We start from the raw sequence: 15,808 nt of genomic DNA on the forward strand, positions 1-15,808 counted from the left end.
CGATGGCTAAGACTATTAAAATCACTCAAACCCGTAGTTCAATCGGCCGCTTGCCTAAGCATAAAGCCACTCTGGTTGGCCTGGGTCTGCGTCGTATTGGCCACACCGTTGAGCGTGAAGACACGCCTGCAGTACGCGGTATGGTTAACGCGGTTTCCTATATGGTTAAAGTGGAGGAGTAAGAGATGCGTTTAAATACTCTGTCTCCGGCCGAAGGGTCTAAGCACGCTACCAAGCGTCTGGGTCGTGGTATCGGTTCTGGCCTCGGAAAAACCGGTGGTCGTGGTCACAAAGGTCAGAACTCACGTTCTGGCGGTGGCGTACGTCGCGGTTTCGAAGGTGGTCAGATGCCTCTGTACCGTCGTCTGCCGAAGTTCGGTTTCACCTCTCGCAAAGCAATGATCACCACAGAGATTCGTCTGTCTGATCTGGCGAAAGTTGAAGGCGGTATCGTCGACCTGAACGCGCTGAAAGCAGCCAACATTGTCGGTGTTCAGATTGAATTCGTTAAAGTAATTCTGTCTGGTGAAGTATCTACACCGGTAACGGTTCGCGGCCTGCGTGTCACCAAAGGTGCTCGTGCTGCAATCGAAGCTGCTGGCGGTAAAATCGAGGAATAAGTAGCAGATGGCTAAACAACCGGGATTAGATTTTCAAAGTGCCAAAGGTGGCTTTGGTGAGCTGAAACGCAGACTGCTGTTTGTAATCGGCGCACTCATTGTCTTCCGTATTGGCTCTTTTATTCCAATCCCTGGTATTGATGCCACTGTACTTGCCAAACTGCTTGAGCAACAGCGTGGCACCATCATTGAAATGTTTAACATGTTCTCTGGTGGTGCTCTCAGCCGTGCTTCTATTTTCGCACTGGGTATCATGCCGTATATTTCGGCATCGATTATCATCCAGTTATTAACGGTGGTTCATCCGGCGTTAGCGGAAATTAAGAAAGAAGGTGAGGCTGGCCGTCGCAAGATTAGCCAGTACACCCGATACGGTACGTTGGTATTGGCCATATTTCAGTCGATCGGTATTGCTACCGGTCTGCCGAATATGCCAGGGATGCAAGGCCTGGTCATGAATCCAGGCTTTGCTTTCTACTTTACCGCTGTTGTGAGTCTGGTCTCAGGAACAATGTTCCTGATGTGGCTGGGCGAACAGATTACTGAGCGTGGTATCGGTAACGGTATTTCGATCATTATCTTCGCAGGTATTGTTGCGGGTCTTCCGCCGGCCATTGGCCATACCATCGAGCAAGCGCGGCAAGGCGACCTGCACTTCCTTCTGTTGCTGTTGGTTGCAGTACTCGTATTCGCAGTGACCTTCTTTGTTATCTTCGTTGAACGTGGTCAGCGCCGCATTGTGGTGAACTACGCAAAACGTCAGCAGGGTCGTCGCGTTTACGCTGCACAGAGCACACATTTACCGTTGAAAGTGAATATGGCGGGTGTTATTCCAGCCATCTTTGCTTCCAGCATTATTCTGTTCCCGGCAACGATTGCATCGTGGTTTGGGGGCGGTACCGGTTGGAACTGGCTGACAACAATTTCGCTGTATTTGCAGCCAGGACAGCCGCTTTATGTGCTACTCTATGCGACTGCAATCATCTTCTTCTGTTTCTTCTATACGGCGTTGGTTTTCAACCCACGTGAAACAGCAGATAACCTGAAGAAGTCTGGTGCATTCGTACCGGGAATTCGTCCGGGAGAGCAAACGGCGAAGTATATTGATAAAGTGATGACGCGACTGACCTTAATCGGCGCGCTGTATATTACTTTTATCTGCCTTATCCCGGAGTTCATGCGTGATGCGATGAAGGTTCCCTTCTACTTTGGCGGTACTTCACTGCTCATCGTAGTTGTCGTCATCATGGACTTTATGGCTCAAGTGCAAACTCTGATGATGTCTAGTCAGTATGAGTCGGCACTGAAGAAAGCTAACCTGAAAGGCTACGGCCGTTAATTCAGTTGGTTGAGAAGTTACGGAGAGTAAAAATGAAAGTTCGTGCTTCCGTCAAGAGATTATGTCGTAACTGCAAAATCATTCGTCGCGACGGTGTCGTACGTGTGATCTGCAGCGCCGAGCCAAAGCATAAACAGCGCCAAGGCTGATTTTGTCACATATTTTTCTTGCAAAGTCGGGTTGAGCTGGCTAGATTAGCCAGCCAATCTTTTGTATGTCAGTACGTTTCCATTTGAGTATCCTGAAAACGGGCTTTTCAGCATGGGACGTGCTTGTTTAATTATAGGAGTGCATAGTGGCCCGTATAGCAGGCATTAACATTCCTGATCAAAAACATACCGTTATCGCATTAACTTCGATCTTCGGTATTGGTAAAACCCGTTCAAAAGCCATCTGCGCTTCAACGGGTATTGCTGAAAATGTTAAGATCAGTGAGCTGTCTGAAGAACAAATTGATCAGCTGCGTGATGCAGTTGCGAAATTCGTTGTAGAAGGTGATCTGCGCCGTGAAATCACCCTGAGCATCAAGCGTCTTATGGACCTTGGTTGCTACCGTGGTTTGCGCCATCGTCGTGGTCTTCCGGTTCGCGGTCAGCGTACTAAGACCAACGCACGTACCCGTAAGGGTCCGCGTAAACCGATCAAGAAATAATCGGGGTGAGTAAATAATGGCAAAGGCACCAGTTCGTGCACGCAAGCGTGTAAGAAAACAAGTCTCAGATGGCGTGGCTCATGTCCATGCTTCTTTTAACAACACCATCGTTACCATTACTGATCGTCAGGGTAACGCACTGGGTTGGGCAACCGCCGGTGGTTCCGGTTTCCGCGGTTCACGTAAATCCACTCCGTTTGCTGCTCAGGTCGCTGCAGAGCGCTGTGCAGAAGCGGTAAAAGATTACGGAATTAAGAACCTGGAAGTTATGGTAAAGGGTCCGGGTCCAGGTCGCGAATCTACGATTCGTGCTTTGAACGCCGCTGGTTTCCGCATCACTAATATTACTGATGTGACTCCGATCCCTCATAACGGTTGTCGTCCGCCGAAAAAACGTCGCGTATAACGCCCGTTTTTTTAGGATAGTTGGAGAAAGAAAATGGCAAGATATTTGGGTCCTAAGCTCAAGCTGAGCCGTCGTGAGGGCACTGACTTATTCCTTAAGTCTGGCGTTCGCGCGATTGATTCCAAGTGTAAGATTGAACAAGCCCCTGGTCAGCATGGTGCGCGTAAACCGCGTCTGTCTGATTACGGCGGTCAGTTACGTGAAAAGCAGAAAGTTCGTCGTATCTACGGCGTGCTGGAGCGTCAGTTCCGTAACTATTATAAAGAAGCAGCTCGTCTGAAAGGCAACACCGGTGAAAACCTGTTGGCTCTGCTGGAAGGTCGTCTGGACAACGTAGTTTATCGTATGGGCTTTGGTGCCACTCGTGCGGAAGCACGTCAGCTGGTAAGCCATAAGTCTGTTCTGGTAAATGGCCGCGTTGTTAACATCGCTTCTTATCAGGTATCTCCGAATGATGTCGTTAGCATCCGTGAGAAAGCCAAAAAGCAATCTCGCGTGAAGGCCGCTCTGGAGCTGGCTGAGCAGCGTGAAAAGCCAACCTGGCTGGAAGTTGATGCGACTAAGATGGAAGGTGTGTTCAAGCGTATTCCTGAACGTACTGATCTGTCTGCGGACATTAACGAACACCTGATCGTCGAGCTTTACTCCAAGTAAAGCTTAGTACCAAAGAGAGGACACAATGCAGGGTTCTGTGACAGAGTTTCTAAAACCGCGCCTGGTAGATATCGAGCAAGTGAGTTCGACGCACGCCAAGGTGACCCTTGAGCCTTTAGAGCGTGGCTTTGGCCATACTCTTGGTAACGCACTGCGCCGTATTCTGCTTTCATCCATGCCGGGTTGCGCGGTGACCGAGGTTGAAATTGATGGTGTACTTCATGAGTACAGCACCAAAGAGGGCGTACAGGAAGATATCCTGGAAATCCTGCTCAACCTGAAAGGGCTGGCGGTAAGAGTTCAGGGTAAAGATGAAGTTATTCTGACCCTGAATAAATCTGGCATTGGCCCTGTGACTGCAGCCGACATTACCCATGATGGTGATGTCGAAATCGTCAAGCCTCAGCATGTCATTTGCCATCTGACCGATGAGAACGCGGCTATCAGCATGCGTATCAAAGTTCAGCGTGGACGTGGCTATGTGCCGGCTTCTGCCCGAATTCATTCGGAAGAAGATGAGCGCCCAATCGGCCGCCTGTTAGTTGACGCTTGCTATAGCCCTGTAGACCGTATCGCCTACAATGTTGAAGCAGCGCGAGTAGAGCAGCGCACCGACCTGGACAAGCTGGTCATCGAAATGGAAACCAACGGCACAATCGATCCTGAAGAGGCGATTCGTCGTGCGGCAACCATTCTGGCAGAACAACTTGAAGCTTTCGTTGACTTACGTGATGTACGTCAGCCGGAAGTTAAAGAAGAGAAACCAGAATTCGATCCGATCCTGCTGCGCCCTGTTGACGATCTGGAATTGACTGTCCGCTCTGCTAACTGCCTTAAGGCAGAAGCTATCCACTACATCGGTGATCTGGTACAGCGTACCGAGGTTGAGCTGCTTAAAACGCCTAACCTTGGTAAAAAATCTCTTACTGAGATTAAAGATGTGCTGGCTTCGCGTGGTCTTTCTCTGGGCATGCGCCTTGAGAACTGGCCGCCAGCAAGCATTGCTGATGAATAATCAGATCACAGGTTAAGGTTTCACTGAGAAGGATAAGGTCATGCGCCATCGTAAGAGTGGTCGTCAACTGAACCGCAACAGCAGCCATCGTCAGGCTATGTTCCGCAACATGGCCGGTTCTCTGGTTCGTCATGAGATCATCAAAACGACTCTGCCGAAAGCCAAAGAACTGCGTCGCGTAGTTGAGCCGCTGATTACTCTTGCCAAGACCGACAGCGTAGCTAATCGTCGTCTGGCATTCGCCCGTACTCGTGATAACGAGATCGTGGCAAAACTGTTTAATGAGCTGGGCCCGCGTTTCGCGAGCCGTGCCGGTGGTTACACTCGTATTCTGAAGTGTGGCTTCCGTGCTGGTGACAACGCTCCGATGGCTTACATCGAGCTGGTTGATCGTCCAGAAGCTCAAGCAGAAGCAGCCGCAGAGTAATCTGTAGCAACGTAAAAAACCCGCTTCGGCGGGTTTTTTATTGCCTGAAATTTACTACCTTAGAACTTACTCTTTTCATGTTCAAAGGAGCTAACTATGTGGCTGGTTGATGAACTTGCTGAACAGCACATCAAAGCGGCGCTGGAAAAAGGCGAGCTGAGTAATCTTCCCGGCTCTGGTAAGCCACTGCAGCTGGATGATGACAGTCATGTTCCGCCTGAGTTAAGAGCGGGCTACCGGTTGCTGAAAAATTCGGGCTTTCTGCCGCCGGAGCTTGAGCTCAGACGTGAAGCCTTGGAAGTTAACGATCTTATTCGCAACCTCGATCCTGCGGATGAACACTATCAGGATCATTGTCATCGGCTTCAGGTGCTGGAGCTAAGATTACGCCAGGCGGGTATCAGTACCGATTTTCTTCATGGCAGTTATTCTACTGCTATTCAGCATCGTTTCCGCGAGGAGGAGTAAATGTTTCGCATCGGTCAGTTAGCTAAGCTTGCAGAGGTGACGCCAGACACCATCCGTTTTTATGAAAAACAGCAGATGATGGATCATGACGGTCGTACGGAAGGGGGATTTCGCCTTTATACCGAGGCCGATCTTCAGCGTCTGAAATTTATTCGCTACGGTCGTAAACTCGGATTTAGCCTTGAAGCCATCAGAGAGCTACTTTCTATAAGGGTCGATCCTGCGCATCATACCTGTCAGGAATCGAAAGCGATCGTTGAAAAACGGCTAAGTGAAGTGGCTCAGATGATCGCAGAATTGGAAACGATGCAACGTTCTCTGCGTCACCTCTCGGACGCGTGTTGTGGTGACAGTCACAGTAGCATTTCGTGCTCAATTCTTGAGGCACTTGAGCGGGGAGAGGCGTTGAGTAAATAAGCATCTTGTTATTTTGCTGCAAAGGAATAGAGTATCAGACCATCTCAACAGGAGGCGTCATGAGTAAATATCAGCACACTAAAGGGCAAATACGCGATAACGCGATTCAGGCTCTGCTGCACGACCCGTTATTTCGACAACGTATTGAACAGAAGCAAAAGGGTAAGGGCAGTTTTAAGCGGAAAGAGAAACATGGTAAGGGAACGGGATGGGAGGGCAGTGATAAGAAAGCGTCTTATCACTGCCCTTCTACTTTTTCAGTAAAAAAACCGCCGTTGAGGCGGCTTATTCACTATACCCGGGTGTTCTGCTGTTTCAGCAGATCGCGGATTTCAGTCAGTAAAACTTCTTCATTTGACGGTTTAGCAACCGGCTTCTCCACTTCCTTTTTCTTGTACAGACGATTCATCAACTTAATCGCCATAAAGATCGCGAAAGCGATAATGACGAAATCAAAGATGGTCTGAAGGAAGATACCGTACTGCATAACAACAGCTGGCGCATCGCCAGTTGCGGGCTTAAGAACCCAGGCGAATGATTTGAAATCGACTCCACCGATCAGCAGGCCTAATGGTGGCATGATGATATTAGCGACTAATGATGAAACGATTTTGCCGAATGCCGCACCGATGATAACACCCACGGCTAAATCCATTACGTTGCCGCGCATTGCGAAATCACGAAACTCTTTGATTAAACTCATACTTCTCTCCTTGCCCAAGCTAACGCCATAAAGTCTAACAAACCTCACTGTTTTTGCCATCAACACAGCCAATTAAGCAGCGGTTTTGTATGCCGTATGCTGAGTCAGCCTGTAAAAGCGGTATTTACAGGAAAAACGGACTCGGCTGGAAGAGGCGTTCCACATCTGACACGAATTTCTTGTCGGTCAGGAACATGATGACATGATCGCCTTGTTCAATACGCAGGTTATCATTGGCAATCATCACATCATCACCACGAACAACAGCGCCAATAATGGTCCCTGGCGGCAGTTTGATGTCATCAATCGAACGACCCACAACGCGTGACGTCGACTCGTCACCGTGCGCTATCGCTTCGATCGCCTCTGCAATACCGCGTCGTAAAGATGAAACGCCCACGATATCCGCTTTGCGCACATGACCCAGCAGAGCCGAGATCGTGGCTTGCTGAGGGGAAATAGCGATATCGATGACGCTGCCCTGGACCAGATCGACGTAAGCGCGGCGCTGAATCAGTACCATCACTTTTTTTGCACCCATCTTTTTCGCCAGCATGGCAGACATGATGTTGGCTTCATCATCGTTGGTGACGGCGATAAACAGATCGACCTGCTCAACGTGTTCTTCAGCGAGCAGCTCCTGATCGGACGCATCGCCATAAAACACCACGGTGTCATGCAGATGTTCTGCGAGTTCCGCTGCGCGCTGGGGATTCCGCTCAATCAGCTTAACGCTGTAGTGCTTCTCAAGCCGCTGCGCCAGACCGAAACCGATGTTGCCGCCACCGACCAGCATAATCCGTTTATAAGGTTTCTCCAGCCGCTGCATTTCACTCATCACCGCACGAATGTTCTGGCTGGCAGCGATGAAGAACACTTCATCACCGGCTTCTACGATGGTTGAACCCTGCGGACGAATAGGGCGATCCTGGCGGAATATAGCGGCTACGCGCGTATCAATGTGTGGCATGTGCTCACGCATGATCGATAGCGGATTTCCCACCAGCGGCCCGCCATAATAGGCTTTTACCACTGCCAGACTGACTTTTCCTTCAGCAAAGTTAACCACCTGCAATGCGCCAGGATACTGAATCAGACGGTAAATGTTGTCGATGACCAGCTGCTCAGGGGAGATCAGATGATCGATAGGCACTGCTTCAGGTATAAACAACTTGTCTGCATCACGCAGATAGTCGGCCGCACGGATACGGGCGATGCGATTCGGCGTATTGAAAAGCGAATAAGCAATTTGGCAGGCGATCATGTTGGTTTCATCCGAGTTGGTTACAGCAACCAGCATGTCGGCATCTTCTGCACCCGCCTCACGCAAAATTCTCGGATGGGAACCATGACCCTGAACCACGCGCAGATCGAATTTGTCCTGCAGATGACGCAGGCGCGAAGAGTCAGTATCGACAACCGTGATGTCGTTGTTCTCACCTACCAGATTTTCTGCCAGGGTTCCGCCAACCTGTCCTGCACCCAGAATGATTATTTTCATCGCTTATCAATACTCATCTCAGTTTGTACCCGATTTCTTTATCAGCTTAGCGTAGAAGAAACCATCTCCGCCCTCAGCTTCCGGGAATACCTGCAACCCGTTAGCGGACGCATCCCACAACGGTTCCGCCTGGGCGTCGTGCTGGCGTTGCAGGAAAGCGTCTATCTGCTGATGATTCTCTTCTGGCAGGATAGAGCAGGTCGCATAAATCAGCGTACCGCCGGGTTTAAGGTGTGGCCAGATAGCATCAAGAATTTCGCTCTGAAGCTTTGCCAGCTCAGCGATATCACGATCGCGACGCAGCCACTTAATGTCGGGATGGCGTCGGATAACACCGGTTGCAGAGCAGGGCGCATCCAGCAGAATCCGGTCAAACTGACGATCACCGCACCACTGCTGCGGCGTCCGTCCATCACCCTCTTTAATGTCTGCTTTCATGCCCAGTCGCTGCAGATTCTCCTCCACGCGTTTAAGGCGTTGCGCATCCACGTCGACGGCCATTACATGGGCTTCCGGCGCGATTTCAAGGATGTGGGTCGTTTTGCCGCCGGGAGCCGCGCATAAATCCAGGATCTGTTCGCCGTTTTGCGGTTCAAGCAGTAACGCACAGCGCTGAGCGGACAAATCCTGCACGGTTACCCAACCCCGATCAAACCCAGGTAACTGACTGACGGGGGCAGGGGCGTCAAGCCGCAGCGCATCCGGCACGTCGTCAGCCGGTTGTGCATTCCTGCCACTTTCAACCAGCTTGTGCAGCCACGCGTCACGATCCTGGTGCTGACGGTTAATCCGCAGCCACATCGGCGGACGCAGATTATTGGCTTCCACAATCTGTTGCCACTGTTCCGGCCAGGCATGCTGCAATCGCTTTAGCAGCCATCCCGGATGCAGATAACGCTGTGGGCCATCCTGAATGCTGGCGAGCAGCTCTTCCCGCTGGCGCTGAAACTGGCGTAATACACCATTTAATAAGCCTTTCAGGCTGGTACGCTTCAGGACTTCGGCGCCCGCGACGGTTTCTGCCAGTGCGGCATGGGCAGGTACGCGGGTATATTCCAGCTGATAAAGACCGACCATAATCAGATAGTGCAGAACCCGCTGTTTGCCTGTCAGTGGACGCTCCATCAGTTTGCCGATTAGCGCTTCCAGCTGCGGCAATGTGCGCAATACGCCAAAACAGATTTCCTGCACTAACGCGCTATCTTTGTCAGAGAGTTTTTTCTGGGCGGCGGGGAGTGCCGTATTCAGGGATTCGCCCTTGTCGACAACGCGCTCAATAAGTTGAGCGGAGAGGCTACGCAGGTTGATTGATTTAGTCATAAGGTTTTGTCATCAAACAAAAGGCCCGGTGAGTGACCGGGCCTGAGAGTCAGTCCAGAAGGGTTCCAGGTTCAAACCATTCCCGGCGCGAGTTGAGAAGATCCTGAGCCGACATCGGTTTTTTACCGGCGGGCTGTAACTGCAGCAGATTAAGTACACCCTGAGCCGTCGCTACCTGTATGCCATGCTTATCCGCACTGATTATTTCACCCAGCGAACGATCGCAGTGAGGCAGGACACTTGCCTGCCAGACTTTTACGGGTTGATCATCAATGGTGAAAAAGCTCATCGGCCACGGGTTAAACGCGCGAATACAGCGCTCGAGCTGTTCTGCTGAGAGTGTCCAGTCAAGACGCGCCTCCTCTTTACTAAGCTTCTCAGCATAGTTGGCCAGAGTCTCATCCTGTTTTTCAGGTGAAGCCTGCTGTGTGCTCAGTAAGGTCAGCGTATCCAGCAGCCCCTGTGGACCAAGCTGCGCGAGCTTGTCATAGAGCGTTGCACTGGTATCGTGGGCAGTAATCGGACAAGCGAGCTTATGCAGCATATCGCCAGTATCCAGACCGACGTCCATCTGCATAATGGTCACGCCGGTTTCACTGTCGCCAGCCCACAGAGCGCGCTGAATAGGCGCGGCTCCGCGCCAGCGCGGCAGCAGCGAACCATGAACGTTGATACAGCCGAGACGTGGCATATCCAGCACGGCCTTGGGCAGAATCAATCCGTAGGCCACAACTACCATCACATCTGCCTTCAGATCAGCGACCAGTCGCTGATTTTCTTCAGGTCGCAGAGACTTCGGCTGATAAACCGGAATGTCATGTGACAGCGCCAGCGTTTTGACCGGGCCTGGGGTGAGTTTGTTACCGCGACCCGCAGGACGATCAGGTTGGGTGAATACGCCGATAACCTGATGTTCAGAAGCAAGCAGCGCGTCAAGATGACGCGCTGCGAAGTCAGGTGTGCCGGCAAAGATGATTTTTAGCGGGGCAGACACGTTTATCCCTTCTTAAGCTCTCAGGAAGCCTGCGCGTTCTGACGCGCCAGTTTCTCTAATTTAGTTTTGATTCGTTGCCGCTTCAGAGGCGACAGATAATCAATAAACAGTTTGCCTTCCAGATGATCAATCTCATGCTGGATGCAGATGGCCAGTAACTCGCTGGCTTCCAGCTCGAAACTTTTACCGTCACGATCAAGGGCGCGAACCTTTACCCGCTCGGCACGTGGAACAAATGCGCGCTGTTCCGGAATAGAGAGGCAACCCTCTTCAATACCGGTTTCGCCGCTTTTTTCCAGCAGCTCAGGGTTGATCAGGACTAAACGCTCTTCACGACTTTCAGAGACATCAATCACGATAATGCGCTGATGAATATCGACCTGCGTAGCCGCAAGACCTATACCTTCTTCGGCATACATCGTCTCGAACATATCATCAACGATACGCTGAATGTCTGCGTTAACTTCTTTAACGGGCGCGGCGACTTTGCGAAGACGCTCGTCAGGGAAATGTAATACCTGCAAAACTGACATAAATATCCAGATCTGTATTCGGTTAAGAAAAGATTACTGCCTCATATTGTAGACTTTTCGAGGCCTGATTGACAGCATTGTGCGGCAGGAAGCAAGGGCGATCAGGGAGCAGGAGATGGACAAAATAGGGCAGTATGTGCGGCTGGCTGCCGTCACCGGAATGACAGGGAAACGCTGGGTTGACGTGGCGCAGCAGACAGGTGCCGGACCGGCAGACGATGAGCAGCTTATCCGGCTTGGGTTAGACGCCAGCCAGCGGCAGCAATATTATGAATTTAATGAAAAAAATATTGAGCAAGTCTGTTCCTGGCTGGCGCAGAGTCCGGCTCATCATCTGATTACCGCTCTGGATGCAGCTTATCCAGCCCGTCTTAAAGAAACCAATCGTTTTCCGCCCCTGCTCTATATTGATGGCGATCCTGCCGTTATCACTACACCACAGTTAGCCATTGTGGGGAGCCGAAACAGCTCCCACTATGGTCGTTACTGGTGTGACTGGTTTACCCAGCATTTAAGCGCGGGCGGATTGACTATCACCAGCGGACTGGCGCGGGGTATTGATGGCGTTGCACATCAGGCCGCACTCAACGTGGGCGGTAAAACGGTGGCAGTGTTAGGAAGCGGATTGCAGCGTCTCTATCCCAAAAACCATACAGGCCTTGCCGCCGAGATCGTCGAGCAGGGCGGTGCTATCGTTTCTGAGTTTCCACTGACGACCATACCGCATCCCCTTAATTTTCCACGCCGCAATCGTATCATTAGCGGCCTGAGCCACGGTGTGCTGGTGGTAGAAGCCTCGCTGAAAAGTGGCTCACTGGTGACGGCCCGTTATGCGCTGGAGCAAAATCGCAATGTCTATGCTTTACCTGGCGCACTCGGCAACCCGTTAAGCGAAGGCGTAAACTGGCTGATTCAGCAGGGCGCGCTGCTGGTGGCTCATCCCAATAACATCGTAGAAGATCTGGCAAATGCACTTAACTGGCTACCTGTGGCTCAGGCGGATGAAATTTATTCTGAGGTGAGGGACGATGCTCCATTGCCATTTGCTGATGTGTTGGCTAACGTAGGAGATGATGTTACACCTGTTGACGTTGTCGCTGAACGTGCCGGCCAATCTGTGCCAGTTATCTCAGCTCAGTTGCTGGAACTGGAGTTAGCAGGATGGATCGCAGCTGTACCCGGCGGCTATGTCCGATTGAGGAGGGCATGCCATGTTCGACGTACTGATGTACTTGTTTGAAACATATATCCACAACGAAGCAGAAATGGGTGTTGATCAGGACAGATTGACAGACGACCTGACGGATGCCGGGTTCCATCGTGAAGATGTTTACAGTGCGCTGAACTGGTTAGAAAGACTGGCTGACTATCAGGAAGGACTGGTAGAACCAATTTTACTGACAAATGATCCGCTCTCCATGCGTATTTATACCGATGAAGAGAGCAAACGTTTAGATGCTGACAGCCGTGGTTTCCTGCTGTTCCTGGAGCAGATTCAGGTGCTGAACCTGGAAACCCGTGAAATGGTCATCGAACGTATCATGGCGCTGGATACCTCTGAGTTTGACCTTGAGGATCTCAAATGGGTGGTGCTGATGGTGTTGTTCAACATCCCGGGATGTGAAAATGCCTATCAGCAGATGGAAGAACTGCTATTCGACGCCAATGAAGGTATGCTGCATTAAATTTCCTTTCATGCATTGATCGCTATGAGTAAAGCTGCACTCTTCACCGTGCGTAAACAGGATCCCTGCCCCGCTTGCGGGGCAGAACTGGTTATCCGCTCCGGTAAACACGGTCCTTTTCTGGGCTGCACGAACTACCCGGCTTGTGACTACATCCGACCTTTAAAAGGTCAGGCCGATGGCCATGTGGTCAAAGTGCTGCAAGGCCATGCCTGTCCTGAATGCGGTGCGGATAAAGTGTTGCGGCAGGGGCGTTTTGGCATGTTCATCGGCTGCAGCCTCTATCCGGAATGCGGATACACAGAAACCATCGATAAACCGGATGAAACCTCGCTGGCCTGCCCACAGTGCCATGAAGGCCGGTTAGTTCAGCGGCGTTCCCGTTATGGCAAAACGTTTCACTCCTGCGATCGTTATCCGGCCTGTCAGTTTGTCGTCAATCTGACACCCGTTGCCGGAATCTGTCCTTATTGTGAGTATCCGCTGTTAGTTGAGAAAAAGACGGCTCAGGGCGTTAAGCGCTTCTGCGCCAGTAAGAGTTGTGGCAAAGCCATCGCTGAAGAGAATTCATAGACCATGGAAAATCAACACCTCGCCGATTCACTTGAGACCTGTTTAGAGCATCTGAATCGTCAGGCGGTCATCGCCTATCCTACGGAAGCCGTATTTGGTCTGGGCTGTGACCCTGACAGTGAATCTGCCGTTATGGCCCTGCTGGCACTCAAACAGCGCCCGGTAGAGAAGGGGCTCATCCTCATTGCGGCTGATTACAGTCAGCTTGAGCCTTACATCTCGGCGCGCGAACTTTCTGTAATCCAGCGGGAGCGGATGTTTGCCCGCTGGCCCGGCCCGGTGACTTTTGTCGTACCGGTACCGCCACAAACGCCTCGCTGGCTTACCGGACAGTTTGATTCACTGGCCATTCGCGTCAGTGATCATCCGGATGTTCAGGCGCTATGCCGCGCGTTTGGCAAACCGCTGGTCTCGACCAGCGCAAATCTGTCAGGCCTCCCTCCCTGCCGCACAGCAGAAGAAGTGAAGCAGCAGTTTGGTGAGCCGTTCCCGGTTCTGGCGGGTAAAACGGGTGGACGACTCAATCCTTCTGAAATCCGCGATGTCATCAGCGGCGAACTTATACGTCAGGGTTAATTTATGGATCACTTCGCCGTTTTCGGTAATCCGATCAGCCACAGTAAATCGCCGCTAATCCATCAGGCTTTTGCTGAGCAGACGGGCATTGAACATCGCTATGGTCGCATCTGTGCCCCGGTTGATGGTTTTCCTCAATCGCTTTCTGCTTTTTTCGAGCAGGGAGGTCGTGGTGCCAACGTGACGTTACCTTTCAAACAGCAGGCATGGGAATTTGCCGATCAGCTCAGCGAACGTGCAGCTCTGTCCGGTGCGGTAAACACCGTCAAAAAGCTCAGTGATGGGCAAATCCTGGGAGACAACACGGATGGTATCGGCTTGTTAAGCGATCTTGAACGGCTAAATATGATCAACGCTGGCGATAATGTCTTGCTGGTGGGAGCGGGCGGGGCCGCTCGCGGTGTCATTCTGCCGCTGCTTTCAGCAGGCGTGACGCTTACCGTCGTCAATCGTACAGCCGCGCGCGCTGAAGAGCTGGCGAACCTGTTTAGCGCGAGCGGGAGTATCCGGGCATCTGGTTTTGAGCAACTGACGGATCAGCGCTTTAATCTGATCATCAACGCCACGTCAAGTGGTGTGAATGGAGAAACGCCTCCTTTACCTGCAGAAGTAATCCATTCAGATGTGCGCTGTTATGACATGTTTTACCAAAGCGGGCTAACGCCTTTTTTATGCGGGTGTCAGGCGCAGGGGACTCATCATCTGGCCGATGGACTGGGGATGCTGGTGGGGCAGGCTGCGCATTCCTTCTATCTATGGCACGGTGTGATGCCGGAAATCACGCCGGTGATTGCTCAGCTTAAGCAGAACATGCAGCCATGAATCAGGCGATACAGTTCCCGGATGAGGAAACCTATGACGCTGAACTAAACGCAGTCTGTTTTCCAGTACTGGTCAATGGCATGCGGCTGAATTGTGCAATCAGCCGCGATTCGCTGGCTTCACGTTTTGGTAAAGGGGAGGCGATGGCGCTGTTTCGGCACCATCGTTGGGATCTGGAAGATGAGGCCGAAGCGGCTGTTCGTCAGGATAACGTGGATGCTCAGGGCTGGGTCTGGCTATCTCCCGCCAGATAATCCTCTTTCCAGCCAACATAGTTATTGGCGGAATAGCGCAGACCTTCCTTCTCACTGTCATTCAGCGGCCTGACCTGCTTTACCGGGCTACCCAGATAGAGATAGCCGCTCTCCAGTCTTTTACCGGGCGGCACCAGGCTTCCGGCACCAATCATCACCTCTTCTTCTACTATTACGCCATCCAGCAGAATCGATCCCATTCCGACCAGCACGCGATCGCCAATGGTACAGCCGTGTAGCATCGCTTTATGCCCGACGGTGACGTCCTCGCCAATAATAAGAGGAAAGCCCAGCGGGTTGGCGGCTGATTTATGTGTGACGTGCAGAACACTGCCATCCTGCACATTAGTACGGGCACCAATGCGGACCTGATTCACATCACCCCTGATCGCAACCAGCGGCCAGATGCTCACATCATCCTCCATAATCACATCACCGACGACAACACTGCTTGGATCGACCATCACGCGCTGGCCAGTTTGCGGGAAAAGATCTTTATAGGGACGTAGGGCGGAAGTCATCTTGTTCTCCTTTGTTCTGTTTTCACTGCAGCCTGATGCCATTTTAGCCAGCTGACAAGCCAATTCTGACCCGGATCGCTGGCGATCTCATCAATCTGGATCATTTATAACCGTTCAGATAAAAGATCCTAAAAAAGGGTTGTGCTCTGAAACGGGATCCCTATAATGCGCCTCCATCGACACGGCACACCGGCAACGGGAAACGGGTTGAAGGTTCAGGAGACTGACCCGCCGGAGAAAACTTCTGAGAAAGAGGTTGACTCTGCAGGAGGAAAGCGTAATATACGCCACCTCGCGACAGGACGCTAACGCACTGTTCGCACTGCTC

The 15,808-nt window shown here is 51.6% G+C and carries 23 protein-coding genes and 1 pseudogene; 18 read left to right on the forward strand and 6 right to left on the reverse strand.

The annotated features are described in order from the left end of the window. The first annotated feature begins 2 nt into the window (after positions 1-2). The 12 genes and pseudogenes from rpmD to arfA form a co-directional block, all read left to right on the forward strand. Positions 3-182 (forward strand): 50S ribosomal protein L30, encoded by a 180-nt coding sequence (rpmD, locus tag N1689_RS21770; RefSeq protein ID WP_003850166.1) that lies wholly within the window; start codon positions 3-5, stop codon positions 180-182. Positions 183-185: 3 nt separating this feature from the next. Continuing rightward, complete coding sequence (rplO, locus tag N1689_RS21775; RefSeq protein WP_003850168.1) at positions 186-620, forward strand: 50S ribosomal protein L15; 435 nt, start codon at positions 186-188, stop codon at positions 618-620. Positions 621-627: 7 nt separating this feature from the next. Continuing rightward, the gene (gene secY, locus N1689_RS21780; RefSeq protein ID WP_003850175.1) at positions 628-1,959 is read left to right on the forward strand and encodes a preprotein translocase subunit SecY; all 1,332 of its coding nucleotides are present in this window, start codon (positions 628-630) and stop codon (positions 1,957-1,959) included. Positions 1,960-1,991: 32 nt separating this feature from the next. Beyond that, on the forward strand, positions 1,992-2,108 hold the full coding sequence (gene rpmJ / locus N1689_RS21785; RefSeq protein ID WP_010252805.1) for a 50S ribosomal protein L36: 117 nt from the start codon (positions 1,992-1,994) through the stop codon (positions 2,106-2,108). A 146-nt stretch (positions 2,109-2,254) separates the two neighbouring features. Next, complete coding sequence (gene rpsM / locus N1689_RS21790) at positions 2,255-2,611, forward strand: 30S ribosomal protein S13 (RefSeq protein ID WP_003850176.1); 357 nt, start codon at positions 2,255-2,257, stop codon at positions 2,609-2,611. Between the two features lie 16 nt (positions 2,612-2,627). Next, positions 2,628-3,017, forward strand: coding sequence for a 30S ribosomal protein S11 (gene rpsK, locus N1689_RS21795; protein WP_004160563.1), 390 nt, complete (start codon positions 2,628-2,630; stop codon positions 3,015-3,017). Between the two features lie 33 nt (positions 3,018-3,050). Then, complete coding sequence (gene rpsD / locus N1689_RS21800) at positions 3,051-3,671, forward strand: 30S ribosomal protein S4 (RefSeq protein ID WP_008927131.1); 621 nt, start codon at positions 3,051-3,053, stop codon at positions 3,669-3,671. A 25-nt stretch (positions 3,672-3,696) separates the two neighbouring features. Beyond that, the gene (locus tag N1689_RS21805) at positions 3,697-4,686 is read left to right on the forward strand and encodes a DNA-directed RNA polymerase subunit alpha (RefSeq protein WP_003850179.1); all 990 of its coding nucleotides are present in this window, start codon (positions 3,697-3,699) and stop codon (positions 4,684-4,686) included. 40 nt (positions 4,687-4,726) lie between these two features. Beyond that, on the forward strand, positions 4,727-5,113 hold the full coding sequence (gene rplQ / locus N1689_RS21810) for a 50S ribosomal protein L17 (protein WP_003850180.1): 387 nt from the start codon (positions 4,727-4,729) through the stop codon (positions 5,111-5,113). Positions 5,114-5,209: 96 nt separating this feature from the next. Then, positions 5,210-5,581: a DUF1992 domain-containing protein gene (locus N1689_RS21815; RefSeq protein ID WP_260060211.1), complete on the forward strand. Its 372-nt coding sequence runs from the start codon at positions 5,210-5,212 to the stop codon at positions 5,579-5,581. After that, on the forward strand, positions 5,582-5,998 hold the full coding sequence (gene zntR, locus N1689_RS21820; RefSeq protein WP_161736567.1) for a Zn(2+)-responsive transcriptional regulator: 417 nt from the start codon (positions 5,582-5,584) through the stop codon (positions 5,996-5,998). A gap of 59 nt (positions 5,999-6,057) precedes the next feature. Continuing rightward, a pseudogene (gene arfA, locus N1689_RS22155) lies at positions 6,058-6,132 on the forward strand (alternative ribosome rescue factor ArfA); the annotation flags it as partial. Between the two features lie 158 nt (positions 6,133-6,290). Here arfA and mscL read toward each other — a convergent pair. From mscL to def, 5 genes are all read right to left on the reverse strand, one after another. After that, positions 6,291-6,701, reverse strand: a complete 411-nt coding sequence (mscL, locus tag N1689_RS21830; protein WP_033734108.1) for a large-conductance mechanosensitive channel protein MscL — start codon at positions 6,699-6,701, stop codon at positions 6,291-6,293. A 124-nt stretch (positions 6,702-6,825) separates the two neighbouring features. After that, on the reverse strand, positions 6,826-8,202 hold the full coding sequence (gene trkA, locus N1689_RS21835) for a Trk system potassium transporter TrkA (protein ID WP_013359233.1): 1,377 nt from the start codon (positions 8,200-8,202) through the stop codon (positions 6,826-6,828). 18 nt (positions 8,203-8,220) lie between these two features. Continuing rightward, positions 8,221-9,522 carry a 16S rRNA (cytosine(967)-C(5))-methyltransferase RsmB gene (rsmB, locus tag N1689_RS21840; RefSeq protein WP_260060212.1) on the reverse strand — a complete coding sequence of 434 codons (1,302 nt, stop codon included), beginning with the start codon at positions 9,520-9,522 and terminating at the stop codon, positions 8,221-8,223. A gap of 49 nt (positions 9,523-9,571) precedes the next feature. Then, positions 9,572-10,516 carry a methionyl-tRNA formyltransferase gene (fmt, locus tag N1689_RS21845; RefSeq protein ID WP_161736877.1) on the reverse strand — a complete coding sequence of 315 codons (945 nt, stop codon included), beginning with the start codon at positions 10,514-10,516 and terminating at the stop codon, positions 9,572-9,574. 20 nt (positions 10,517-10,536) lie between these two features. After that, entirely contained in the window at positions 10,537-11,049 is a 513-nt protein-coding gene (def, locus tag N1689_RS21850) for a peptide deformylase (protein ID WP_013359230.1), read from the reverse strand. A gap of 115 nt (positions 11,050-11,164) precedes the next feature. Here def and dprA point away from each other — a divergent pair, with 115 nt between their 5' ends. From dprA to N1689_RS21880, 6 genes are read left to right on the forward strand one after another with little or no spacing between them, the layout of a single operon-like run. Beyond that, a complete protein-coding gene (gene dprA, locus N1689_RS21855; RefSeq protein WP_222924927.1) occupies positions 11,165-12,289 on the forward strand; it encodes a DNA-protecting protein DprA in 1,125 nt (374 codons plus the stop codon). Further along, entirely contained in the window at positions 12,261-12,734 is a 474-nt protein-coding gene (smg, locus tag N1689_RS21860; RefSeq protein ID WP_013359228.1) for a DUF494 family protein Smg, read from the forward strand. Before dprA ends, smg begins: the two co-directional genes overlap by 29 nt. A 24-nt stretch (positions 12,735-12,758) precedes the next feature. Further along, positions 12,759-13,307, forward strand: a complete 549-nt coding sequence (locus tag N1689_RS21865) for a topoisomerase DNA-binding C4 zinc finger domain-containing protein (RefSeq protein ID WP_161736879.1) — start codon at positions 12,759-12,761, stop codon at positions 13,305-13,307. A 3-nt stretch (positions 13,308-13,310) separates the two neighbouring features. Continuing rightward, the gene (gene tsaC / locus N1689_RS21870) at positions 13,311-13,883 is read left to right on the forward strand and encodes an L-threonylcarbamoyladenylate synthase type 1 TsaC (protein WP_161736880.1); all 573 of its coding nucleotides are present in this window, start codon (positions 13,311-13,313) and stop codon (positions 13,881-13,883) included. Between the two features lie 3 nt (positions 13,884-13,886). After that, positions 13,887-14,705 (forward strand): shikimate dehydrogenase, encoded by an 819-nt coding sequence (gene aroE / locus N1689_RS21875; protein ID WP_260060213.1) that lies wholly within the window; start codon positions 13,887-13,889, stop codon positions 14,703-14,705. Next, complete coding sequence (locus N1689_RS21880; RefSeq protein WP_161736882.1) at positions 14,702-14,959, forward strand: DUF1488 domain-containing protein; 258 nt, start codon at positions 14,702-14,704, stop codon at positions 14,957-14,959. Before aroE ends, N1689_RS21880 begins: the two co-directional genes overlap by 4 nt. Here the strand turns inward: N1689_RS21880 and N1689_RS21885 are convergent. Continuing rightward, on the reverse strand, positions 14,926-15,480 hold the full coding sequence (locus N1689_RS21885) for a gamma carbonic anhydrase family protein (protein ID WP_222924929.1): 555 nt from the start codon (positions 15,478-15,480) through the stop codon (positions 14,926-14,928). The genes N1689_RS21880 and N1689_RS21885 overlap by 34 nt on opposite strands. Positions 15,481-15,808: the final 328 nt, after the last annotated feature.

The organism is Pantoea sp. XY16 (genome assembly GCF_025153065.1).
In the GTDB taxonomy this organism is placed as follows: Bacteria; Pseudomonadota; Gammaproteobacteria; order Enterobacterales; family Enterobacteriaceae; genus Pantoea; species Pantoea alfalfae.